Genomic DNA, 23116 nt, shown 5'->3' with positions numbered 1-23116 from the left:
CTGAATCACCGCCTCCCTAAAATGCGTCGATGAATCCGGTCTCAGACGCTGCTCAGCACAGTCCCCTCCTCAAGAACCTCAATCCCGAGCAGCTTGCCGCCGTCACCGCCGCGCCGGAGCCGGCGCTGATCCTGGCGGGTGCCGGTTCGGGCAAGACCCGCGTGCTGACGACGCGCATTGCCTGGCTGCTGCAGACGGGCCAGGTCAGCCCCGGTGGCGTGATGGCCGTGACCTTCACGAACAAGGCTGCCAAGGAGATGCTGACGCGCCTGTCCACGATGCTGCCCTTCAACGTGCGCGGCATGTGGATCGGCACCTTCCACGGCCTGTGCAACCGTTTCCTGCGCGCGCACTGGAAGCTGGCCCACCTGCCCCAGGCCTTCCAGATCCTGGACGCGAGCGACACGACCTCGGCCATCAAGCGTGTGATCAGGGCGATGAACCTCGACGAGGAGCGCTTCGTGCCCAAGCAGGTCGGCTGGTTCATCGCCGGCTGCAAGGAGGACGGCCAGCGCCCTGGCGACGTGGACGCGCGCGACGAGCAGACGAGGAAGCTCGTCGAGATCTACGCCAACTACGAGGACCAGTGCCAGCGCGAGGGCGTGGTCGACTTTGCCGAGCTGATGCTGCGCAGCTATGAGCTGCTGCGCGACAACCCGGCCGTGCGCGAGCACTATCAAAATCGCTTCCGCCACATCCTCGTCGACGAGTTTCAGGACACGAACAAGCTGCAATACGCCTGGCTGAAGATGTTCGCGCCGCCGGGTGCCGGCAACGGCCAGAGCCTGCTGGCCGTGGGCGACGACGACCAGAGCATCTACGCGTTCCGTGGCGCGCGCGTCGGCAACATGGCCGACTTCGAGCGCGAGTACCGCGTCAAGCGCGTCATCAAGCTGGAGCAGAACTACCGCAGCTTCGGCCACATCCTCGACGCGGCCAACGAGCTGATCAGCCGCAACAGCCAGCGCCTGGGCAAGACGCTGCGCACCGACGCCGGCCTGGGCGACCCCATCCGCGTGCAGGAGGCGCCGAGCGACTTCGCCGAGGCGCAGTGGCTGATTGAGGAGATCCAGCAGCTGCATCGCGGCGGGCTGGACCGGCAGGAGATCGCCGTGCTCTACCGCAGCAATGCGCAGTCGCGGGTCATCGAGTCGGCGCTGTTCAACTCGGGCATTCCTTATCGCGTCTACGGCGGCCTACGCTTCTTCGAGCGCGCCGAGGTGAAGCATGCGCTGGCCTATCTGCGCCTGCTGGAGAACGCCAACGACGACACCAGCTTTTTGCGCGTCGTGAACTTCCCGACCCGCGGCATCGGCGCCAAGACGCTGGAGAACCTGCAGGACGCGGCCAAGGCCACGGGCCGCAGCCTCTACCAGAGCGTGGGGGCCATTCAAGGCAAGGGGGGCGCCAACCTCGTGGCCTTCACCAACCTGATCGACTCGACGCGCAACCTCACGCAGGGCATGACGCTGCGCGAAATCATCGAGCAGGTGCTGGAAACCTCGGGCCTGCTGGACTTCTACCGCACCGACAAGGACGGCGCCGAGCGGCTGGAGAACCTGGACGAACTGATCAACGCGGCCGAGGCCTTCGTCATGCAGGAGGGCTTCGGCAAGAACGCGGTGGGCCTGCCGGTGGACGAGGTGGCCGAAGCCGGTACGCCGGGTGCCGTGCCCGACGCCGAGACGGGCGAGATCATGTCGCCGCTGGTGGCCTTCCTGACGCATGCGTCGCTGGAGGCCGGCGACAACCAGGCCCAGGCGGGCCAGGATGCCGTGCAGTTGATGACGGTTCACTCGGCCAAGGGCCTGGAGTTCGACGCGGTTTTCATCACCGGCCTGGAAGAGGGGCTGTTCCCGCACGAGAACGCGATGTCCGACCATGACGGGCTGGAGGAGGAACGCCGGCTGATGTATGTGGCCATCACGCGGGCGCGCAAGAAGCTCTCACTCAGCTTCTGCCAGACCCGCATGCTGCACGGCCAGACCCGCTACAACGTGAAGAGCCGCTTCTTCGACGAGCTGCCCGAGGGCGCGCTGAAGTGGCTGACGCCGCGCAACCAGGGCTTCGGCTCGGGCTTTGCGCGCGAGTACCAGCAGGCCTGGGAGCGTGGCAGCGGGCTCAAGGGCATGGTGGGCGCGGGCCGCGTCGAGAGGGCGGCCTGGGTCGAGCCACCTGTGCCGGCCAGCATGAAGCAGAAGGTCTCCAACGAGCATGGCGGCCTGCGCGTGGGCAAGGGCGTCTTCCACACCAAGTTCGGCGAAGGCGTGCTGCTGACGCTGGAGGGCTCGGGCACGGATGCGCGCGCCCAGGTCAATTTCGGCCGCCATGGCACCAAGTGGCTGGCGTTGTCGGTGGCGAAGCTGACGCCTATCGATTGATCAGCGCCGGCCTTCGCCATGCGTTGGATCGCGGTGCTGGTGTCTGACGACGAGCACCCGGAGGCCGCGCTCGTCCGTCGTGTAGATCAGCGAATAGGGGAAGTCATGCAGTGGATAGCTGCGGCGATCAGCGCCTGCCGGCGTGCCGAGTTCGGGCTGGCGCTCCACCAACCGCGCGATGTGTTCGAACTCGTCAAGAAAGCGCTGAGCCATTCGCAGGCCGGCCTCTCGTCGGTAGAAGCGGAAAGCCTCCGTCAGTTCTTCGGCTGCCAGCCGGTGGATGGAGCGGCTCGTGCCGGTTCGTCGCGCAACTTCGCCAGCACCTCGTCCAGGGGTTCGAATTGTGCCGATTCGGCGTCCCGCTGCGCCGCAACGGCTTCCCAGGCCGCGTCGCGTGCGGCATCGGTGTCGAGGCTGGCCACCACGCGGTCCAGTAGTTTGGCGCGTTGTGCGGGCGGCAGCTTCAGCACCTCGGCTTCCAGCGTTTCAAAGGAGGTGTCCATGGCGGTTCCAAGGCTTGCAGGCCGACAGCTTGCCACAAGCCGCATGGTGCTCACCAGGCGCTAACGCCCGACGATCACCACGTGGGCCTGGATCAAGGTGTCGATGGCACCGACGCCGAAGCGATCACCGATGGCCTGCGCGACCCGGGCCGTCAGCTCCGGCAGCCGCCCGGGCGCGCGGGCCTCGATCTCGTTGCGCAGCGGCGTGCCCTGGCAGTAGCCCAGGGCCGGGCCGGACGGCGATTCGGCACGAGCGCGCAGCGACAGCGTGACGATGTCGGCCTCGTGCTCGAAGCCGCCTTGCGCCAGGTCGGTGCGCAGACGGTCGACGTCGTGATAGCCATGCGGCGTGCGGGCCATGAAGCGCGGCGGGTCGTCCGGGAAGGCCTCGGCCAGCGCAGTGGTGACGGTGTCGGCCAGCTCGTTGCTGTCGATGTGGTCCCAGACATTGAAGACGAAGAAGCCGCCGGGCTTGAGCACGCGGCGGATCTCCGCATAGGCATGTGGCCTGTCCGGGAAGAACATCGCGCCGAACTGGCAGGCCACGAGGTCGAAGCTCGCATCGGCAAAGGGCAGGTCCATCGCGTCGGCCAGACGCCACTCCACCGGCCGCGTGGTGCCCAGCGTTGCGGCCATGTCCAGCATCGTGGCGTTCAGGTCGCTGGCGATGATGCGGGCCTGCGGCGGCAGTTCGGCCACCAGGCGTCGGGTCAGCACGCCGGTGCCTGCCGCGATCTCCAGCACCTGGTTGGGCTGCAGCGCGGCGGCACGCGCCGCCAGATCGACCGCGTACGGCTCGAAGATCAGCGGCACCATGTAGCGCTCGTAGAGCTGGGGGATGGAGCCCGTGAAGCCCCGGTCGGCGAGTTCCATGGGCCGATTCTGAGCTTGTTGCCGGCGCGGTGCTAGGCTCGCCGCCGCTCGCAACGCAATTCCTTGCAATTCCCCATGACCGAACACCGCCCCTCACAGGCCGAGCTGGCTGCCTTCCTGCAGGCCGAGTTTCCGCAGAACCGCTGCACGCTGGAGGAGCTGGACGCGGATGGCAGCGTCGTCGTGGCCCACCCGGTGGGCGAGAGCGAGCTGAGGCCGGGCGGCACGGTGTCGGGACCGGTCATGATGACGCTGGCCGACGTGGCCCTCTACATCGCCATCCTGGCGCGCATCGGCATCGTGCCGCTGGCGGTGACGACCAATCTCTCCATCAACTTCCTGCGTAAGCCACGCGCCGACCGGCGCGTCATCGCGCGCTGCCGGCTGATGAAGCTGGGCAAGAGCCTGGCGGTGGGCGAGGTGTGGATCTTTTCGGAGGGCGAGGACGAGCCGGTGGCGCATGCGACCGGCACCTATGCCGTTCCGCCGAAGCGTTAGGCCGTCAAAGCGTCAGTCGCTGAGCACGTCGCTCGGCGCGCCGAACATGAAGCAGTCGACGAAGCTGAAATACAGCGACGCGTAGAACACCGTCGACAGCACCAGGCCGGTGGCCATCAGCACCATGGGGGCGAACTGCGTCAGGCCCAGCAGGCCGAAGGCCAGGCTGACGATGCTGGCCACGGCCATCAGCAGGCCGGCCCAGAGCAGGGCGTTCAGCCCGAACGCCGCCTTGTTGCGCCATAGCGCCAGCGAACTGGAGAAGAGGGCCTGCGCCATGCCCTGGCCGCCCCAGTGCACCAGGGCAGGGGCGTGCCAGTAGGGCACGGACAGCAGGGTCACCAGGCCCAGGCGCGTGAACATGCCCCACAGCAGGCGAGGGTCGGTGGCAGCCTGTGCGATGGCCTCGCTGTCGGCGTTGTCGGCGATCAGCTTCTGCAGGTCGGCGGTGCTGCCGCCGTCCACCCAGTCGGCCAGCAGGCCGATCGCCAGCATGGCCAGCGCATAGCTGAAGCACAGCGCGATCTGGCTGCGGCGGCGCTCGGGCGTGAGCTTCAGCGGCGCGACGAAGACGCTGGCCGTCGGCGTCTTCTTCTGCAGCACCAGATGGGTGGCCAGCATGAAGCCCAGCGACAGCAGCGGCAGCGAGCCGAAGGTCAGCAGCAGGCCGACGCCCGGCAGCAGCATCGCGACGAAGCCCAGGAAGAGGAAGAGCCCGAACAGGCTGGACAGGGCCAGGGGCTGGCGCTGGAAGACCTTGAAGCCGTGGCGAATCCACAGCCGGCCGTTGCGGGCCGGCACCTGTTGCAGATGCAACTGCATCGTCATGCCTTGGCCCCGTCGTGCAAGGCATGCCAGGGTTTGGCGATGCGCTCGCGCAGCACGCGCTCGAAGTGGCGCGGGTCGTGGGGCTTGAGCAGGCTGGCCTCGCGCGGCAGGTGCAGGTCATAGAGGCGCGACACCCAGAAGCGCAGCGCCGCGGCCCGCAGCAGCGCGGGCAGCAGGCGGTGCTCGGCGCCGGACAGCGGGCGCACGCTCTCGTAAGACGAGACGAAGACCGCGGCGCGCTCCTCGATGAGGACGCCGGTCGTCAGGTCGATGCACCAGTCGTTCAGGCAGACGGCGAGGTCGAACAGCCAGGTGTCGCAGCCCGCGAAATAGAAGTCGAAGAAACCGGTCAGGCGCTCGCGGCCCGGGCCCTCGCCGGGCTCGAACATCACGTTGTCGCGGAACAGGTCGGCGTGGATGGGGCCTGAGTGGTGTTGCTGCAGTTGCGCGAACTCGGCCGACGCGGCCAGCTGTTCCTGGTAGGTCAGCTCGCTCTTCAGCAGTCCGGCCTGGTCGGCCTCGAGGAAGGGCAGGATCTGCGGCACGACCTCGCGCCACCAGGCCAGGCCGCGCAGATTGGGCTGGTGCATGCCGAAGTCGCGCCCGGCCAGGTGCATGCGCGCCAGCGTCGCGCCCACCTGCTGGCAGTGGAAGGCGTCGGGCGCGAGCTGGTGGCCGCCATGCAGGCGATCGACGATGGCGGCCGGCTTGCCCGCCACCTCGAACAGGATCTCGCCGGTGGCATCGGCGTGCGGTTCGGGCACCGGCACGCCGCGCTGGGCGAGGTGCTGCATCAGGCGCAGGTAGAACGGCAACTGCTCGGCTGTCAGGCGCTCGAACAGCGTCAGCACATAGCGGTGCAGATGGCCGTCGCCGCGGGTGCAGTCGACGAAGTAGTTGGTGTTCTCGATGCCGGCGCCGATGCCGCGCAGCGAGCTCAGGGTCCCGAGTTGGAGGTGGTCCAGCAGGGCTTGTGCCTGCGCCGGGCTGACTTCGGTGAAAACGGCCATGGGTCGGAAAAAAGCGACTGAAACGGCCGAGGGCCGCGCGCGATCAGAAATTGAGGATTCGCCAGACCCGTGTGCCCGAGCCGCTCTTGCCGCTGCCGCCGGCCGACTCGTGGCCGGCGTCGTTGACGACGATCTCGTAGTCGGGGGCCCGGGTCTTCTTGTTCTTGACCGTGACCTTCTTGGTCTCGCCGCGCACCTTGAGCTCCTCGATGCGGACCTGGTCGTCCTCGGTCACGGTGCGCTCGACCTTGGGCTCGGGCGGCGGTTCGGCGAGTGCGCTCGTGCAGCAGACTGCGAGCAGCAGGAGGGCGGTGGGGCGACGCATGCTGTCGATTCTAGGCGGGCGTCTGTCCGAGAATCCCTCTCCATGAGTAAACCCATCCTGCTGCTGGTCGACGGCTCCAGCTACCTCTACCGTGCCTTCCATGCCATGCCCGACCTGCGCGGCCCCGAGGGCCAGCCCACCGGCGCCGTGCATGGCATGGTGGCGATGCTTCAGCGCCTGCGCAGCGACGTCGGTGCCGAGCACGCGGTCTGTGTCTTCGACGCCTCCGGCCCGACCTTCCGCGACGAGTGGTACCCCGAGTACAAGGCCCAGCGCGCGCCCATGCCGCCGGAGCTGCGCGCACAGATCGAGCCCATCCACGAGGTCGTCAAGCTGCTGGGCTGGCCGGTACTGACGGTGCCCGGCATCGAGGCCGACGACGCCATCGGCACGCTCAGCCGCGTCGCTGTGGAGCAGGGCCATCGCGTCATCGTCTCCACCGGCGACAAGGACCTGGCCCAGCTCGTCAACGCCGACGTGGAGCTGATCAACACGATGAGCAACGAGCGCCTGGACGAGGCCGGCGTCGTCGCCAAGTTCGGCGTGGCGCCGGACCGCATCATCGACTACCTGACGCTGATGGGCGACACCGTGGACAACGTGCCGGGCGTGACCGGCGTCGGCCCGAAGACCGCCGCCAAGTGGGTGGCCGAGTACGGCTCGCTGGACGGCGTCATCGCCGCGGCGCCCACGGTCAAGGGCAAGGCTGGCGAGAACCTGCGCGCGGCGCTGGACTGGCTGCCGATGGGCCGCAGGCTGGTCACCGTGAAGCTGGACTGCGACCTCGGCAGCCACATCGCCGGCTGGCCGACATTGGAGCCGCTGGCCCTGCGCGAGGCGGACAAGGCGCTGCTCGCCGAGTTCTACGCGCGCAACGGCTTCAAGACCTGGCTGAAGGAACTGACCGGCGAAGCCCCGGCCCCCAAGCCCAAGGCGGTGGCGGCCAATCCGGGCCTGTTCGACGAGCCCGCGCCGCCCGCCGGGGCCGCCGCCGATGGTGTCGATCTGGCCCGCCGCTACGACACCATCCTCAGCTTCGAGCAGCTCGAGGCCTGGATCGCCCGGTTGCGCGCCGCGCCGCTGTGCGCGCTGGACACCGAGACCGATTCGCTGGACCCGATGGCCGCGCAGATCGTCGGCATCTCCTTCGCCGACAAGCCCGGCGAGGCAGCCTACATCCCGCTGCACCACAGCGGCCCGGACGCGCCCGAGCAACTGCCCTTCGACGAAGTGCTGGCCCGCCTCAAGCCCTGGCTGGAGGACGAGTCGGCCAAGAAGATCGGCCAGAACCTCAAGTACGACCGGCATGTGCTGGCCAACGCCGGCATCGCGCTGGCCGGCGTGCAGCACGACACCCTGCTGCAGAGCTATGTGCTGGAGGCCCACAAGACGCACAACCTCGAGGCCCTGGCCGAGCGCCACCTGGGCCGCAAGGGCCTGTCCTACGAGGATCTGTGCGGCAAGGGCGCCCACCAGATCCCCTTCGCCCAGGTGGACGTGGCCCGGGCCACGACCTATTCGGGCGAGGACTCCGAGATGTGCCTGCACCTGAACCAGGTGCTGTGGCCGCAGATCGAGCTAGAGCCGGGGCTGACCCGCATCTACCGCGACATCGAGATGCCCACGGCCGCGCTGCTGGCCCGTATCGAACGCCACGGCGTGCTGATTGACGCGGCCAGGCTGCAGGCCCAGAGCCACGAGATCGGCCAGCGCCTGATCGCGCTGGAGCAGCAGTGCTACGAGATCGCCGGCCAGCCCTTCAACATCGGCTCGCCCAAGCAGATCGGCGACATCCTGTTCGGCAAGCTCGGCCTGCCCGTCGTCAAGAAGACCGCCACCGGCGCGCCCTCCACCGACGAGGAGGTGCTGACCGAGCTGGCTGCCGACTTCCCGCTGCCGGCCCGCATCCTCGAATACCGTGGTCTCGCCAAGCTCAAGAGCACCTACACCGACAAGCTGCCGCTGCAGATCAACGCCCACACCGGCCGCGTGCACACCAACTACGCCCAGGCCGTGGCCGTGACGGGGCGGCTGTCCAGCAACGAGCCCAATCTGCAGAACATCCCCATCCGCACGGCCGAGGGCCGGCGCGTGCGCGAGGCCTTCGTCGCCCCTGCGGGCTGCAGCATCGTCAGCGCCGACTACTCCCAGATCGAGCTGCGCATCATGGCCCACATCAGCGAGGACCCGGGCCTGCTGAAGGCTTTCCAGGAAGGCCAGGACGTGCACCGGGCCACCGCCAGCGAGGTCTTCGGCGTGCCGCTGGGCGAGGTGTCCAGCGAGCAGCGCCGCTATGCCAAGACCATCAACTTCGGCCTGATCTACGGCATGGGTGCCTTCGGCCTGGCCGCCGCACTGGGCATCGAGCAGAAGGCCGCCAAGGACTACATCGAGCGCTACTTCACCCGCTTCGCCGGCGTGAAGCGCTATATGGACGAGACCAAGGCGCGCGCCGCCGAACGCGGCTATGTCGAGACCCTGTTCGGCCGGCGCATCTACCTGCCCGAGATCCGCGGCGGCAACGGCCCGCGCCGCGCCGGCGCCGAGCGCCAGGCCATCAATGCGCCCATGCAGGGCACGGCGGCCGACCTCATCAAGCTGGCGATGCTGGCTGTGCAGGCCGAGCTGGACCGCTCGGCCAAGCAGACGGCCATCGTCATGCAGGTGCATGACGAACTGGTCTTCGAGGTGCCCGAGGCCGAGCTGGACTGGGTGCGCACCGAGGTGCCGCGGCTGATGGCCGGCGTGGCCGAGCTCAAGGTGCCGCTGCTGGCCGAGGTGGGCGTGGGCAGCAACTGGGAAGAAGCGCATTGATTTCCTATTTTTCATAAAATGGGGAAAATATGCGTAATGCCTATATCCGGAGTCCAGCATGTCCGCCGTCCTTGAGCCGCTGATTGCCGACCCATTGCCCAGCGTCACCGCGACTGAGCTCGTGGCCGGCATCCAGAAGGTCGGTCGCGCGGTGGCCGCGCATGGCGCGGTGCTGATCACCAAGCATGACCAGCCGGCCTTCGTGCTGATGTCGGTCGAGCGCTACCGCGAGTTGCAGCGCGCCGCCGAGCCCGACCTGGGCGCTCTGGGCGGCGAATTCGACGCGATGCTGGCGCGCATGCAGGGCCAGGGCGACGCGCTGGCGGACGCCTTCGCGATGGCGCCCGACGCCATCGGCGCCGCGGCAGCCAAGGCCGCCAAGCCTTCTCGTCGCAAGGCCGCCTGAGCTTGCCCGCCAGGCTTTTCGTGCTGGCCGGCGTCAACGGCGCCGGCAAGAGTTCGCTGGGCGGCGCGGCCATCCAGGCCAGCGGCGCCGAGTTCTTCAACCCCGACGCGATCGCCGCGCGGCTGCGCGAGCAGCAGCCGGGCCTGTCCGCCGAACAGGCCAACGGTCTGGCCTGGACGCTGGGCCGGCGCGGCCTGGAGCGCGCACTGGCCGAAGGCCTGACCTATGCCTTCGAGACGACACTGGGCGGCCACAGCATTGCCAGGCTGCTGCTGGACGGCGCACGCGCCGGCGCCGAGGTCCATGTCTGGTTCGCCGGCCTGGCCACGCCCGAGCTGCATCTGCGCCGCATCCAGGCGCGCGTGACGGCCGGCGGCCACGACATCCCCGAGGCCAAGGTGCGTGAGCGCTTCGACGCCAGCCGGGCCAACCTCGTCAAGCTGATGCCGCAGCTCGCCAGCCTGCGTGTCTACGACAACAGCTTCGAGGCCGACCCGCGCGCCGGCCGCAAACCCCAGCCCGTGCTGCTACTGCAGATGCAGGCCGGGCGTGTCGTCGCGCACGCGCCGCTGCGCAGCGTGCCCGCCTGGGCCAAGCCCGTGCTGGCTGCGGCCCTGCGTTGACTATCATCGTCGCCCAATGAACAGGCTTGGGTTGTGATGAGGATCTTGCTGGTCGATGCTTTCCCGATGGTGCGCGCCGCGCTCACCGGCCTGATCGAGCAGCATTTCGCCGATACCCAGGTGCAGGGTGTCGACACGGTCGAGGCCGCCCGCGCCGCGCTGGCCCAGGGCCTGCCCCGCCTCGTGCTGCTGGACCTGAGGGTGGAGGGGGGCTTCGAACTGCTGCAGCAGATTCACCGCGAGCACCTGATGCTGCCGGTGGTGGTGGTTTCCGGCAGCGACGAAACCGAGGATGCATTGCGGGCCCTGGGCGCCGGTGCGATGGGCTATGTGCCCGAGCGCAGCGACCTGCACACGCTGGTGCAGGCCCTGCATCTCGTGCTGGCCGGCGGCACCTATGTACCGCCGCTGAAGCCTCGCGCCGACGACACGCCCGCACCGCCCGTCGCAGCCACGCCGGTGCCCGACTGGGCCGAGCTGCCGCTGACGCCACGCCAGAAGCATGTGCTGCACCTGTTGACGCAGGGACTGTCCAACAAGCTGATTGCGCGCGAACTCGGCGTCAGCGTCGAGACCGTCAAGGACCATGTCGCCGCGGTGCTGAAGGCGCTGGGAGTCAGCTCGCGCACCCAGGCCGTCGTCGCCGCGACGCAGAAAAACAGATCCTGATCAGCGCACCGCGTCGATCGCGTCCAGCACCGCCTCGGCCGTCGCCGGCGCACGCAGCGGCGGGTCGCAGCCCTCGGGGCCGGCGGCCGCGCAAGCCTCCTTGATGGCCAGCAGGGCCGCGAAGCCCAGCAGCAGCGGCGGCTCGCCCACGGCCTTGCTGCGGTGGATGGTCTCGCTGGCGTTGGCGATGCCGAAGAGCTCGGTGCGGAACTCGGTCGGGCAGTCGTTGGCCGTCGGGATCTTGTAGGTGCTGGGTGCGTGGGTCGTCAGCAGTCCCGTGACGGGATGCCAGACGAGTTCTTCCATCGTCAGCCAGCCCATGCCCTGGATGAAGCCGCCCTCGATCTGGCCGATGTCGATGGCCGGGTTCAGGCTCTGGCCTACGTCGTGCAGCAGGTCGGCCCGCGTGATGCGGCTTTCGCCGGTCAGCGTGTCGACCAGCGCCTCGCAGACGGCGCCGCCCCAGGCGTAGTAGTAGAAGGGGTGGCCCTGCAGCCTGGTCTTGTCCCAGTGCAGGCCGGGCGTGGCGTAGAAGCCGTCGCTCCAGAGCTGGACGCGCTGCAGATACGCCGCGGCGACGAGATCCCGGAAGGGCAGGCCGTGTCCGCCGCCGCTGACCTGGCCATTCTCGAAGGCGACGAGTTCCGCCGCGCAGCCGAAGCGCTCGGCCGCCAGGGCCGCCAGCCGCGCCCTGATCTTGCGCGCGGCATCCTGCGCGGCCTTGCCGTTCAGGTCGCTGCCGGTCGAGGCGGCGGTGGCCGAGGTGTTGGCGACCTTGCTCGTGTCGGTGGCCGAGCAGCGCACGGCAGCCAGCGGCAGGCCGAGTTCGTGCGCGACGACCTGGGCCACCTTGGTGTTGAGCCCCTGGCCCATCTCGGTGCCACCATGGTTCACGAGCACCGAGCCGTCGGTGTAGACATGCACCAGCGCGCCGGCCTGGTTCAGGTGGGCGACGTTGAAGGAGATGCCGAACTTGACCGGCGTGAAGGCCAGGCCCTTCTTCAGCACCGGGCTGGTGGCGTTGAAGGCGGCGATTTCCAGGCGGCGTTCCTCGTAGCGGCTGCTGGCGAGCAACTGCGCGGTCAGCGTCTGGGCGTGCAGCTCCTCGACCTGCTGGCCATAGGGCGTGATGTCCCGGCCGGCGGCATAGAAGTTGCGCCGGCGCACCTCGGCCGGGTCCAGCCGCAGCCGGCGCGCGACGCCGTCCAGGATCATCTCGATGGCGATGGCGCCCTGCGGGCCGCCGAAGCCGCGGAAGGCGGTGTTGCTCTGCGTGTTGGTCCTCGCGCAATAGCCGTTCATGGCCACATGGGGCAGCCAGTAGGCGTTGTCGAAGTGGCAGAGCGCGCGGGCCATGACCGGCGCTGACAGGTCGGCGCTGTGGCCGGCGTTGGCGATCAGGTCGATATCGACGGCGAGGACGCGGCCGTCGGCATCGAAGCCCACGTCCCAGCGGTAGTCGAAGCCGTGGCGGCGGCCGGTGATCAGGAAGTCGTCGTCGCGGTCCACGCGCAGCTTGACGGGTTTGCCCAGTCTCAGCGCGGCAATGGACGCGACGCAGGCGAAGAGGGCGGATTGCGACTCCTTGCCGCCGAAGCCGCCGCCCATGCGCCGGCATTGCACGGCGACGCGGTGGGCCTGCCAGCCCAGCGCATGGGCCACGAGCTGCTGCATCTCGCTCGGGTGTTGGGTCGAGCAGTGCACAAGCAGGCCCTCGCCGCCTTCCTGCGGGACGGCCAGGCTGATCTGGCCTTCCAGATAGAACTGTTCCTGGCCGCCCAGGCTCCACATACCGGCCAGCCGCTGTGGCGCGGCGGCGAGCTGTGCGGCCGGCGTGCCGCGCGTCAGGTGCATGGGCGGCAGCACATATTGGCCGGCGGCGTGGGCGTCGAGCGCCGTCAGCACGGCCGGCAGGGGCTCGGCTTGGATGACCTGGTTCGCCAGCGCCGCCGCGCGTCGCGCCAGCTCGCGGTCCGTCGCGATGACGGCGAAGACCGGCTGGCCGACATAGCGCAGCTCGCCCGCGGCGAGGATGGGGTCGTCGTGCAGCAGCGGGCCGCAGTTGTTCTCGGCGGGGATGTCGGCCGCGCTCAGTACGGCGACAACGCCGGGCATGCGGCGGATGCGCTCCAGGTCGATGCCGAGCAACTTGCCGTGCGCGATGGGCGACAGGCCCAGGGCCGCATGCAGCGTGCCGGCGGGCTCGGGCAGGTCGTCGGTGTAAGGCGCGGCGCCGCGGACGTGCAGATGCGCCGACTCGTGCGGGCGGGAGCTGCCGACGACCGGTTCGTTCAGTACCAGGGCTTCGGGCTTGTTCATGCGGCCAGCCTCCCGGCGCGCCAGACGCCGATCGTGCGGCGCTCCAGCGTCTCCAGCCAGAGCTTGCGCAGCAGGTTCTGCGCGACCTTCATGCGATAGGCGTCGGAGGCGCGCATGTCGGTCATGGGCTTGAAGTCGCCGGCCAGCGCGGCGGCCGCGGCCTCGGCGGTAGCCTCGACCCAGGGCTGGCCGACGACGGCAGCCTCGGCATGCGCCGCGCGTTTCACGATGGCCGCCATGCCGCCGAACACGAAGCGTGCCTGCTGTACCGTGCCGTTGCGCAGCTGCAGGGCCAGCACGGCGCAGACGGCCGAGATGTCGCTGTCGTGGCGCTTGCAGATCTTGTGTGCCGAGATGGCCCAGCCGGTGTCGGGCCGGGGCAGGTGCAGCGCCTCGACGAACTCGCCCGGCTGCAGGTCCTTCTTCATGTAGTCGAGGTAGAAGTCCTGCAGCGGCAGGCGGCGCTGCCGGGTGCCGCGGCGCAGCACGACCTCGGCGCCCAGAGCGATCAGGGCCGGCGAGCCGTCGCCGATGGGCGAACCGTTGGCGATGTTGCCGCCGAGGGTCCCCGCATGGCGCACCGGCGGCGATGCAAAGCGCCGCCACAGTTCGGCCAGCGCGGGCGCCAGCTCGGCCAGCGCCGTCCAGGCCTCCTCCAGCGGCGCGGCCGCGCCTATCCACAGCCCGGGCTGGCCGTGGAAGTCCTCGGCGCGGATTTCGCGCAGAGCGGCCACGCGGCCGGTGTAGATCAGCTGCGGCAGCGCGCGGAACTGCTTGTTCACCCACAGGCCGATGTCGGTGGAGCCGGCCAGCAGCGTCGCCTCGGGATAGGTCTCGCGCAGCAGAGCCAGCTCGGCCAGGGTCTGCGGCGCGTGGAAGAGGGCACCGGCGTGGCCGTAGTCCAGCGGCGCGTCGGCGGCCAGCGTGCGCAGCGCCGCGGCGATGGGCGCGCGCGCGATGCGCCGGGCCGGCGCATCGAACATCTGCTCGCCGGCGTCCAGGATGGGCCGGTAGCCGGTGCAGCGGCACAGGTTGCCGGCCAGTGCGTCGGCCAGCTGTTGGCGGTCGGGCCGCGTGCCGGCGGCCTGGTGGGCCTCGTAGCAAGCCGTCATCGTCATGACGAAGCCCGGCGTGCAGAAGCCGCACTGCGAGCCATGGCAATCCACCAGGGCCTGCTGGGCCGGGTTGGGTTGCCCGGGGCCGCCGAGGTCTTCCACGGTCAGCAGCGCGCGGCCGTCCAGCGTCGGCAGGAACTGGGTGCAGGCGTTGACATTGCGCAGCTGCAGTTCGCCGGCCTCGTCCAGCTCGCCCTGGATGACGGTGCAGGCGCCACAGTCGCCCTCGGCGCAGCCTTCCTTGGTGCCGGTGCAGCCGGCATGCTCGCGCAGATATTGCAGGACCGTCGTCGTCGGGGGCAGGCCGGCCACCTCGACGACCGCGCCGCGATGGAAAAAGCGCACAGGGCGAAGGTTTGGGCGGGTATTCATGCTGGCCTCGATTGTCCGAGCTTGCCTCAGAATTGCCATATGAGTTTTACTAACCAGGAAAAATCCTCGATCGCCCCGCGGAGATGGGCCTTGCGCGGCGATCTGCTGGACTTCACGGCCGCACCGGCCTGGGGCGATACCGAGTCGCCGGCGGTGCGTTTCGACCGCGACCATTGGCTGCTGATCGAGGACGGCCGCATCGTCGGCCGCCAGGCCGCCGAGCCTGACGCCAGCTGGGCGCGCAAGGACCATGCCGGCCAGCTGGTGCTGCCGGGCTTCATCGACACCCATGTGCACTGCCCGCAGCTGGAGGTCATCGGCTCCTATGGCACCGAGCTGCTGGACTGGCTGCAGCGCTACACCTTCCCGGCCGAGCGCGCCTTTGCCGACCCGGCCCGCAGCCGCGCCGGGGCCGAGGTCTTCCTGGACGCGCTGCTGGCCAGCGGCACGACCTCGGCCGTCGTCTTCCCCACCGTGCACAAGGTTTCGGCCGAGGCGCTGTTCGAGGGCGCGGCGGCGCGCGGCATGCGCCTCGTCACCGGCAAGGTGCTGATGGATCGGCATGCGCCTGACGGGCTCAGGGACGACGTCGAGCAGGCCGAGCGTGACTGCGTCGACCTGATAGACCGCTTCCATGGCCGGGAGCGCCTGGCCTATGCGGTCACGGTGCGCTTCGCGCCGACCAGCACCCCGGAGCAGCTCGCGATGGCCGGCGCGCTGTGCCGCGCCGACGCCAGCCTCTACATGCAGACCCATGTCGCCGAGAACCGCGCCGAGGTCGCCTGGGTGGCGCAGCTGTTCCCGCAGGCGCGCAGCTATCTGGATGTCTACGAGTGCGTCGGCCTGGTGCACGAGCGCGCCGTGCTGGCGCACGGCATCTGGCTGGACGCCGCCGACAAGCGCCTGCTGGCCGAGCGCGGCGCCCAGGTGGCGCATTGCCCGTCGAGCAACCTCTTCCTCGGCAGCGGGCTGTTCGACTGGCCGGGCGCAGAGTTCAACGTCAGCCTCGCCTCCGACGTCGGCGGTGGTACCTCGCTGAGCCTGCCACGCAACCTGCTCGATGCCTACAAGATCCAGGCCCTGCGGGGCGCGCGGCTGACGGCCTGGGCGGCCCTGCATGCCGCCACCCGCGGTGCGGCGGAGGCGCTGCGCCTGGGCGGCGAGGTCGGCGGCCTGTCGGCCGGCCAGGCGGCCGACCTCTGCGTCTGGGACTGGGCCAGGGGACCGGTGGCCGAGGCGCGCGACGCGGCCGCCCGCGAGCTGCACGAGCGGGTCTTCGCGTGGATGACGCAGGCGGACGAGCGCAACCTGGCGGCCTGCTATGTCGCCGGCCAGCGCCGGGTTTGAGCCGGCCATCCCGCGAATCCGCCGCTTCGTCACAACCCCGATGGGGGAGGGGCCTGCGGCTGGCTAGAGTCTGCCTACACATTCACACGGAGACTCCATGAGCCGACCTCTGCTGACCCTGGCCGCCACGCTGGCCCTGCTGGTCGCCGCACCCGACGCGGCCACCGCCGCCGACAAGCCCGTGCTTGCCGCGCTCAAGCCGGCCAAGCGCTACACCATCGAGCAGTTCATGGCGACCGTGAACATCGGCGGCGCCAGTTTCTCGGCGGACGAGAGCCGCATCCTCTTCCACAGCAACGAGACCGGCATCTACAACGTCTATGCGATGCCCGTGGGCGGCGGCAAGCCTCAGCAGCTGACGGACTCCAAGACCGACAGCCACTATGCCGTCGGCTTCTTCCCCGGCGATGACCGCTTCCTCTACACCCGCGACAAGGGCGGCAACGAGCTCAACCACCTCTATGTGCGCGAACCGGGCGGCAGCGAGCGCGACCTGACGCCCGGCGACAAGCTCAAGGCGCGGTTTGCCGGCTGGTCGGGCGACGACACGGCTTTCTACGTCGGCACCAACGAGCGCGACGAGCGCTTCTTCGACCTCTACCGCTATGACGCCAAGACCTATGCCCGCACGCTGGTTTTCAAGAACGAGGCCGGCTGGGAGGTCGCCGAGGTCAGCCGCGACGGCCGCTGGCTGGCCCTGGCCAAGGTCAACACGACGGCCGACTCCGATGTGCACCTCGCCGACCTGAAGAGCGGCGAGATCAAGCACATCACGCCCCACCAGGGCGTGGCCCAGTACGCGCCGCAGGACTTCACGCCCGACAACCGCGAGCTGCTGATGACGAGCAACGACGGTGGCGAGTTCGCCCGCGTCGTCGCCTACGACCTGGCCACCGGCAAGACGCGCGACGTCGAGCGGGCCGACTGGGACGTGGAGTACACCAGCTTCTCCAAGGATGGCCGCCACCGCGTCACCGGCATCAACGTCGATGCCAGCATCGCGCTGCGCCTGTACAGCGACGGCAAGCCCGTCGCCCTGCCCAAGCTGCCCGGCGGCGAGGTGCGCGGCGTGGCCTTCTCGCGCAGCGGCAAGCGCATGGCCTTCTACGTCAATGGCGACCGCTCGCCCAACAACCTCTTCGTCGCCGACGTCGGTTCCAGCGCGGCGCCCCGGCAGCTGACGCAGAGCCTGTCCAAGGACATCGACCCGAACGAGCTGGTGGATGCGTCCATCGCCCGCTTCAGGAGCTTCGACGGCATGGTCATCCCGTCGGTCTACATGGTTCCCAAGGAGGCGTCGCCCACGCACAAGGTGCCGGCCATCGTCTGGGTGCACGGCGGCCCCGGCGGCGAAACGATGCGCGGCTACTCGGCGCTGATGCAGTACTTCGTCAACAACGGCTATGCGGTGCTGGGCATCAACAACCGCGGCAGTTCGGGCTATGGCAAGAGCTTCAACACGGCCGACGACGGCAGGCATGGCCGCGAGCCGCTGTGGGACTGCGTCGAGGCCAAGACCTTCCTGGCCGGCACCGGCGTCATCGACCCCGAGCGCATCGGCATCGTCGGCGGCAGCTACGGCGGCTACATGGTGCTGTCGGCCCTGGCTTTCCGACCCGAGGCCTTCAAGGTCGGCATCGACATCTTCGGCGTCGCCAACTGGATCCGCACGCTGGAGTCCATCCCACCCTACTGGGAGAGCTTCCGCCAGGCGCTCTATCAGGAGATCGGGGACCCGGTGAAGGACCGCGAGCGCCTGATGGCCACGTCGCCGCTCTTCCATGCCGGCGAGATCAGGAAGCCGTTGATGGTCGTGCAGGGCGCCAACGACCCGCGCGTGATCAAGCCCGAGAGCGATGACATCGTCGCTGCGGTCAAGAAGAACGGCGTGCCCGTGGACTATCTCGTGTTCGACGACGAGGGCCATGGCTTCTCGAAGAAGAAGAACCAGATCGAGGCCAACCGGCGCATGGTCGAGTTCCTCGACAAATACCTCAAACCTTGATCGAAGGAGATCGCGATGTTCAGCTTCCTGCTCTGGTGCGTGCTCTTCGTGGTCTGCTGGCCGCTGGCGCTGCTGGCCCTGCTGCTGTGGCCCGTGGTCTGGCTGATCACGCTGCCCTTCAGGCTGCTGGGCATTGCGGTCGAGGGCGCCTTCGAGCTGCTGCGCGCCATCGTCATGCTGCCGGCGCGGGTGCTCGGCAGCGGGCGGCGCTAGAGCGCGGTGACCGGCCTGTCCACGCCCCAGCGGCGGTACAGCTCGGCCGCCGAGCCGGTGCGCAGCCACTGCTCGAAGGCCTGGTCATAGCGCTGCGATAGCGCCTCGCCGGCGGCGCTGCGCGCGAAGGCCATATGGCCGTGCAGCACGTCCAGAGGCGGCGAGCAGCGCGCGACGGCGTCCGCCAGGTTCAGCCTCTGCAGCACCGGCTGGCAGTTGCGGTCGTTGGCCGCGAACAGCTCGACGCGGTGCTTCATCAGCATCTGCAGCCCCGCGTCCACGTTCTGCACCCAGGTCAGCTGGGCCAGGGATGTCCTCATGCGCTCGAAGCGGCTGCCATAGGCCCAGCCGCGCACGGCCGCCACCGACGTCTGCGCGACCTCGGCGAACTCACCCGTCCAGCGTGCCTCCTCGCCGCGGCGGGCATACCAGACCATCGCGTCGGAATAGAAGGAGCGCACGCTGAACAGCATGCGCGTCTCGCGCTCTGGCGTGCGGTAGGGGCCGATGAGGATGTCGGCCTCGCCCTGCTCCAACATCAGCTGGGCGCGCGACCAGGGCAGCCATTCGCAGCGTAGGCCGTCGCCGAAGAGCTGGCCCAGCAGGTCCACGGCCAGGCCCCGGGGCGGCAGTCCTTCGCTGCCTTCGAAGATGCGCGCGAACTGCGAGCCGACGGCGCGTAGCTGTGTTGCGCGGGCTGTCCGGGCCAGTGCCAGGGCGCCCATCCAGCCCAGGCCCGCCTTGCACCACATGCGCCGCGTCGACATGACCAGCCTCTGTCGTTTGGGTGCTGGTGATGATGCGCGCGCCGCGGGGCCCGATCAAGCGATGTCGATGTCGTGCAAGCCGTAGCTGCTGCCGCGGCGGCGGTCCTCGAAGAAGCAGCGCAGCGTCTCGCGCGTCGTCTTGAAGGCGATGTCGTCCCAGGGGATCTCGCTCTCGGCGAACAGGCGCGCCTCCAGCGACTCCGGCCCCGGGTTGAACTCCGGCGAGCGCAGCCGCGCGCGGTAGAACAGGTGGACCTGGCCCACCCGCACGACGTTGAGCACCGTGTAAAGCGGCCCCATCTCCACGTCGGCGCCGGCCTCCTCCTGGGTCTCGCGCAGCGCGCCCTCGGCCGTCGTCTCGCCCAGCTCCATGAACCCGGCCGGCAGCGTCCACAGGCCGTGGCGCGGCTCGATCGCGCGGCGGCACAGCAGCACGCGGCCATCGGCCTCCCAGACCGGCAGCGTGCCGACGACGTTCAGCGGGTTCTGGTAGTGGATGGCGTGGCAGGCCGGGCAGACGGCGCGTTCGCGGTTGTCGTCGGCCGGCACGCGGTAGTCCACCACGGTGCCGCAGTTGGGGCAATGCTTGAAGCGGCTGGGGATGGGCATGCGGCCGAGTTTAGAGGCGCTAAATTAAGGGCATGAAGCTCTACAACTACTTCCGCTCCTCGGCCTCCTGGCGCGTGCGCATCGGCCTCGCGATGAAGGGCCTGGACTACGACTACATACCGATCCATCTCGCGAAGAACGAGCAGTTCGCCGAGCCCTTCGCGAACCAGCAGGTGTCGCACCTCGTGCCGGCCCTGGTGCTGGACGACGGCCGCTGGCTGAGCCAGTCCATGGCCATCCTCGAATACCTGGACGAGACCCATCCCGAGCCGCCGCTGCTGCCGCGCGACCCCGTCGCGCGGGCGCAGGTGAGGGCGCTGGCTCAGGACATCGGCTGCGACATCCATCCGGTCAACAACCTGCGTGTGCTGCGCTATCTGAAGAACGACCTCGGCCATCCGCAGGACGAGGTGGACCGCTGGTACCGCCACTGGGTGGCGACCGGCCTGGCCATCGTCGAACAGCGTCTGGCCGGCACGGCGGGGCAGTTCGGCTTCGGCGATACGCCGGGCCTGGCCGACTGCCTGCTGGTGCCCCAGGTCTACAACGCACAGCGCTTCGACTGTCCGCTGGAGGCCTATCCGACGGTCATGCGCGTCAACGCCGCCTGCCTGGCCCTGCCGGCCTTCGCGAACACCCATCCCAGCGTCTGCCCCGATGCGGCCTGACGCGAACTGGCTGAAGCCGGACTGGCCTGGCGTGACCGCCTTCATGACGACGCGCGGGCCGAATTTCGGGCGCAAGGCGGGCGACCCCGACGAGGTGCGCGCCAATCGCGCCGGCCTGGCCGAGTTGCTCGGCGCACGGCCCGTCTTCCTGGATCAGGTGCATGGCGCCGGCGTCGTGCGCCTGCGCGCCGACTGGCACGACGGCAACGCGCCCCAGGCCGATGCCGCCGTGTCCACCGATCCCGATCTGGCCGTGGCCATCCTCGTGGCCGACTGCCTGCCGGTGCTGTTCGCTGTGCCCGGGGGCGTGGCCGGCGCCCATGCGGGCTGGCGCGGCCTGGCCGCGGGCGTGCTGGAGAACACGGTGGCCGAGCTGTGCGGCGCGGTGGGCTGCGAGCCCGGTGAGGTCGGGGCCTGGCTCGGCGCCTGCATCGGCCCCGAGGCCTTCGAGGTCGGGCCGGAGGTCGTGCAGGCCTTCGGCCGTGAGCCGCTGGCGCGCGACCAGCCCGGCTTCCTCTATCGCCCCAACCCCGAACCGCGCTGGCGTGCGGACCTGGCCCTGCTGGCGCGCGAGCGCCTGCAGGCGGCCGGCGTCACCGAGGTCAGCGGCGGCGGCTGGTGCACGCTGACCGACGAGTCACGCTTCTTCTCGTTCCGCGGCGAGGCCCTCGGCCGGCCCCGCGGCCGCATGGCCGCTTGCATCGCCCTCGGCCAGTGATTCGGCCGCGCGCCGGCGCCGTTTGCGGCCCGGCGTGCCGAGGATGTAGAGCAGCAGGCCCAGCGGCAGCACGCCGTAGAGCAGCAGCGTGATGAAGGCGCCGAGCAGGGTGCCCTGCGGGCTGAGCGCTTCCGCTGCGGCCATCGTCAGCGCGACGTAGGCCCAGGCGATGGCGACGAGATACATGAATGAGACGGGTGTGTCATGAGCGCGTCAGCGCCCAAAGTTACAAAGCCATGTCGGCAAGATGTGGCAAGCTTATTGCACTGGCCCCATAAATGACCGCTGCGGCGATGACTGAGACCTGAGGAACACATGGCCACTCGCAAGAAGAACGACGCCCCGCCCCCGACGGAGGGGCAGGCCTTTGCGGAGCTGATGCAGCAGATGGCGCATCTGCCGCAGATCTCAGCGGCCACGCTGGCCGAACTCCAAGCCGACTATCTGCAGCAGGCCACGGCGCTGTGGAATTTGTCGCTCGGCCAGAGCGAGGCTCCGACCGTCAGCGACCGGCGCTTCGCGGCGCCCGAATGGCGTTCCAACCCGGCCGCCAGCTTCCTGACCCAGCTCTACCTGCTCAACGGCCGCACGCTGTCGCAGATGGCCGCGGCGGTCGAGGCCGACGGCAAGACCAAGGCACGCATCCGCTTCGCCGTGCAGCAGTTCGTCGACGCGGCCTCGCCGAGCAACTTCCTGGCGCTGAATCCCGAGGCCCAGAAACTGGCGCTGGACAGCAGCGGCGAGACGCTGTCGCGCGGACTGCAGAACCTGTGGGGCGACGTGCAGCGCGGCCATGTGTCGCAGACGGACGAGAGCGCCTTCGAGGTCGGCCGCAACGTGGCCACGACGGCCGGCAACATCGTCTACGAGAACGAGCTTTTCCAGCTCATCGAGTACGCGCCGCTGACGGCCGAGATCAAGGCGCGGCCGCTGCTGATGGTGCCGCCCTGCATCAACAAGTTCTACATCCTCGACCTGCAGCCCGACAACTCGCTGATCCGCTACGCGGTGGCCGAGGGCAACCGTGTCTTCGTCGTCAGCTGGCGCAACCCGGACGAGTCGGTCCGGCACCTGAGCTGGGACGACTACATCGAGAGCGGCGCCATCCAAGCCATCCGCGTCGCGCAGGAGATCTCGGGTCAGGACCAGATCAACACGCTGGGCTTCTGCGTCGGCGGCACCATCCTCGCCACCGCGCTGGGCGTGCTGGCCGCACGCGGCGAACAGCCGGCCGCCAGCGTCACGCTGCTGACCACGCTGCTGGACTTCAGCGACAACGGCATCCTGGACATCTTCGTCGACGAGGCCAGCGTGCGCCTGCGCGAGGCCACCCTCGGCCCCGACTCGCCCAAGGGCCCGCAGCTGCTGCACGGCCAGGAACTGGCGACGACCTTCAGCTTCCTGCGCCCCAACGACCTGGTCTGGAACTATGTCGTCGGCAACTACCTGAAGGGCGAGGCGCCGCCGCCCTTCGACCTGCTGTACTGGAACGGCGACTCGACCAACCTGCCGGGCCCGATGTACTGCTGGTATCTGCGCCACACCTATCTGCAGAACGAGCTGAAGCAGCCGGGCAAGCTGACCGTCTGCGGCGAGAAGCTGGACCTCGGCGCCATCGAGGCTCCGGTCTACATCTACGGCTCGCGCGAGGACCACATCGTGCCCTGGACCAGCGCCTACCGCAGCACACAGATCCTGGCCGGCAAGAAGCGCTTCGTGATGGGCGCCTCGGGCCATATCGCCGGCGTCATCAATCCGCCGCCCAAGCCCGGCAAGCCGCCCAGGCGCAGCCACTGGATCGCCAAGGGGGCCACGTTGCCGGCCGACCCCGAGGCCTGGTTCAAGGGTGCCACCGAGCATGCCGGCAGCTGGTGGCCGGACTGGTCCGCCTGGCTGGCCTCGCATGCCGGCGCGCCCAAGCCCGCGCCCAAGGCGCCGGGCAACCGCAAATACAAATCCATCGAGCCGGCGCCGGGCCGGTACGTCAAGGTCAAAGCCTGAGATGAAACCCCTGGCCCAGCGAGTACGCCGGTCCGCCCCCCGAGGGGGCGGC

At 69.3% G+C, this 23116-nt stretch carries 23 protein-coding genes; 12 read left to right on the top strand and 11 right to left on the bottom strand.

Annotated features, from left to right (window positions below):
* Positions 1–29: 29 nt before the first annotated feature.
* Positions 30–2381 (top strand): UvrD-helicase domain-containing protein, encoded by a 2352-nt coding sequence (locus EV671_RS10920; protein ID WP_132571345.1) that lies wholly within the window; start codon positions 30–32, stop codon positions 2379–2381.
* Here the strand turns inward: EV671_RS10920 and EV671_RS26990 are convergent, their stop codons facing one another.
* Genes EV671_RS26990 through EV671_RS10905 form a run of 3 tightly spaced genes read right to left on the bottom strand, consistent with a single transcriptional unit; the run spans position 2382 to position 3757 of the window.
* Positions 2382–2639: a type II toxin-antitoxin system RelE/ParE family toxin gene (locus tag EV671_RS26990; RefSeq protein ID WP_243655686.1), complete on the bottom strand. Its 258-nt coding sequence runs from the start codon at positions 2637–2639 to the stop codon at positions 2382–2384.
* Positions 2636–2884, bottom strand: a complete 249-nt coding sequence (locus tag EV671_RS10910; protein ID WP_132571343.1) for a hypothetical protein — start codon at positions 2882–2884, stop codon at positions 2636–2638. The genes EV671_RS26990 and EV671_RS10910 overlap by 4 nt, the downstream gene beginning before the upstream one ends.
* Before the next feature lie 60 nt (positions 2885–2944).
* On the bottom strand, positions 2945–3757 hold the full coding sequence (locus EV671_RS10905; protein ID WP_132571342.1) for a class I SAM-dependent methyltransferase: 813 nt from the start codon (positions 3755–3757) through the stop codon (positions 2945–2947).
* A gap of 75 nt (positions 3758–3832) precedes the next feature.
* Here EV671_RS10905 and EV671_RS10900 point away from each other — a divergent pair, with 75 nt between their 5' ends.
* On the top strand, positions 3833–4255 hold the full coding sequence (locus EV671_RS10900; RefSeq protein WP_132571341.1) for a PaaI family thioesterase: 423 nt from the start codon (positions 3833–3835) through the stop codon (positions 4253–4255).
* A 12-nt stretch (positions 4256–4267) separates the two neighbouring features.
* Here the strand turns inward: EV671_RS10900 and EV671_RS10895 are convergent, their stop codons facing one another.
* The 3 genes from EV671_RS10895 to EV671_RS10885 are packed head-to-tail and all read right to left on the bottom strand — an operon-like array spanning position 4268 to position 6418.
* Positions 4268–5083: a BPSS1780 family membrane protein gene (locus EV671_RS10895; RefSeq protein WP_132571340.1), complete on the bottom strand. Its 816-nt coding sequence runs from the start codon at positions 5081–5083 to the stop codon at positions 4268–4270.
* The gene (locus EV671_RS10890; RefSeq protein WP_132571339.1) at positions 5080–6093 is read right to left on the bottom strand and encodes a homoserine kinase; all 1014 of its coding nucleotides are present in this window, start codon (positions 6091–6093) and stop codon (positions 5080–5082) included. Before EV671_RS10890 ends, EV671_RS10895 begins: the two co-directional genes overlap by 4 nt.
* A gap of 43 nt (positions 6094–6136) precedes the next feature.
* On the bottom strand, positions 6137–6418 hold the full coding sequence (locus EV671_RS10885; RefSeq protein WP_132571338.1) for a hypothetical protein: 282 nt from the start codon (positions 6416–6418) through the stop codon (positions 6137–6139).
* 42 nt (positions 6419–6460) lie between these two features.
* Between EV671_RS10885 and polA the strand changes: the two genes are divergently transcribed.
* Genes polA through EV671_RS10865 form a run of 4 tightly spaced genes read left to right on the top strand, consistent with a single transcriptional unit; the run spans position 6461 to position 10930 of the window.
* Positions 6461–9232 carry a DNA polymerase I gene (polA, locus tag EV671_RS10880; protein WP_132571337.1) on the top strand — a complete coding sequence of 924 codons (2772 nt, stop codon included), beginning with the start codon at positions 6461–6463 and terminating at the stop codon, positions 9230–9232.
* Positions 9233–9290: 58 nt separating this feature from the next.
* A complete protein-coding gene (locus EV671_RS10875) occupies positions 9291–9638 on the top strand; it encodes a type II toxin-antitoxin system prevent-host-death family antitoxin (protein ID WP_132571336.1) in 348 nt (115 codons plus the stop codon).
* Positions 9639–9640: 2 nt separating this feature from the next.
* On the top strand, positions 9641–10261 hold the full coding sequence (locus tag EV671_RS10870; protein ID WP_243655679.1) for an ATPase: 621 nt from the start codon (positions 9641–9643) through the stop codon (positions 10259–10261).
* A 36-nt stretch (positions 10262–10297) separates the two neighbouring features.
* Positions 10298–10930, top strand: coding sequence for a LuxR C-terminal-related transcriptional regulator (locus EV671_RS10865; RefSeq protein WP_132571334.1), 633 nt, complete (start codon positions 10298–10300; stop codon positions 10928–10930).
* Here EV671_RS10865 and xdhB read toward each other — a convergent pair whose 3' ends face one another.
* A complete protein-coding gene (xdhB, locus tag EV671_RS10860) occupies positions 10931–13249 on the bottom strand; it encodes a xanthine dehydrogenase molybdopterin binding subunit (protein ID WP_132571333.1) in 2319 nt (772 codons plus the stop codon).
* On the bottom strand, positions 13246–14736 hold the full coding sequence (gene xdhA / locus EV671_RS10855) for a xanthine dehydrogenase small subunit (protein ID WP_132571332.1): 1491 nt from the start codon (positions 14734–14736) through the stop codon (positions 13246–13248). Before xdhA ends, xdhB begins: the two co-directional genes overlap by 4 nt.
* A 39-nt stretch (positions 14737–14775) precedes the next feature.
* Between xdhA and guaD the strand changes: the two genes are divergently transcribed.
* From guaD to EV671_RS10840, 3 genes are all read left to right on the top strand, one after another.
* Complete coding sequence (guaD, locus tag EV671_RS10850) at positions 14776–16083, top strand: guanine deaminase (protein ID WP_132571331.1); 1308 nt, start codon at positions 14776–14778, stop codon at positions 16081–16083.
* Positions 16084–16180: 97 nt separating this feature from the next.
* On the top strand, positions 16181–18088 hold the full coding sequence (locus EV671_RS27745) for a S9 family peptidase (protein ID WP_132571330.1): 1908 nt from the start codon (positions 16181–16183) through the stop codon (positions 18086–18088).
* A 15-nt stretch (positions 18089–18103) separates the two neighbouring features.
* Positions 18104–18301: a hypothetical protein gene (locus EV671_RS10840; RefSeq protein ID WP_132571329.1), complete on the top strand. Its 198-nt coding sequence runs from the start codon at positions 18104–18106 to the stop codon at positions 18299–18301.
* Here the strand turns inward: EV671_RS10840 and EV671_RS10835 are convergent.
* Complete coding sequence (locus tag EV671_RS10835) at positions 18298–19068, bottom strand: substrate-binding periplasmic protein (protein WP_132571328.1); 771 nt, start codon at positions 19066–19068, stop codon at positions 18298–18300. The genes EV671_RS10840 and EV671_RS10835 overlap by 4 nt on opposite strands.
* Positions 19069–19122: 54 nt before the next feature.
* Positions 19123–19677, bottom strand: coding sequence for an NUDIX hydrolase (locus tag EV671_RS10830; RefSeq protein WP_132571327.1), 555 nt, complete (start codon positions 19675–19677; stop codon positions 19123–19125).
* Positions 19678–19709: 32 nt separating this feature from the next.
* Between EV671_RS10830 and maiA the strand changes: the two genes are divergently transcribed.
* Complete coding sequence (gene maiA / locus EV671_RS10825; protein ID WP_132571326.1) at positions 19710–20345, top strand: maleylacetoacetate isomerase; 636 nt, start codon at positions 19710–19712, stop codon at positions 20343–20345.
* Entirely contained in the window at positions 20335–21063 is a 729-nt protein-coding gene (locus EV671_RS10820; RefSeq protein WP_132571325.1) for a purine nucleoside phosphorylase YfiH/LACC1 family protein, read from the top strand. Before maiA ends, EV671_RS10820 begins: the two co-directional genes overlap by 11 nt.
* Here EV671_RS10820 and EV671_RS10815 read toward each other — a convergent pair.
* Positions 20983–21249 (bottom strand): hypothetical protein, encoded by a 267-nt coding sequence (locus tag EV671_RS10815; protein ID WP_132571324.1) that lies wholly within the window; start codon positions 21247–21249, stop codon positions 20983–20985. The genes EV671_RS10820 and EV671_RS10815 overlap by 81 nt on opposite strands.
* Positions 21250–21441: 192 nt before the next feature.
* Between EV671_RS10815 and phaC the strand changes: the two genes are divergently transcribed.
* Positions 21442–23064 carry a class I poly(R)-hydroxyalkanoic acid synthase gene (gene phaC / locus EV671_RS10810; RefSeq protein ID WP_243655684.1) on the top strand — a complete coding sequence of 541 codons (1623 nt, stop codon included), beginning with the start codon at positions 21442–21444 and terminating at the stop codon, positions 23062–23064.
* Positions 23065–23116: the final 52 nt, after the last annotated feature.

The organism is Roseateles saccharophilus, assembly GCF_004342485.1.
GTDB classification, from domain to species: Bacteria; Pseudomonadota; Gammaproteobacteria; order Burkholderiales; family Burkholderiaceae_C; genus Pelomonas; species Pelomonas saccharophila.
This window is presented reverse-complemented; position numbering and strand designations above follow the sequence as displayed.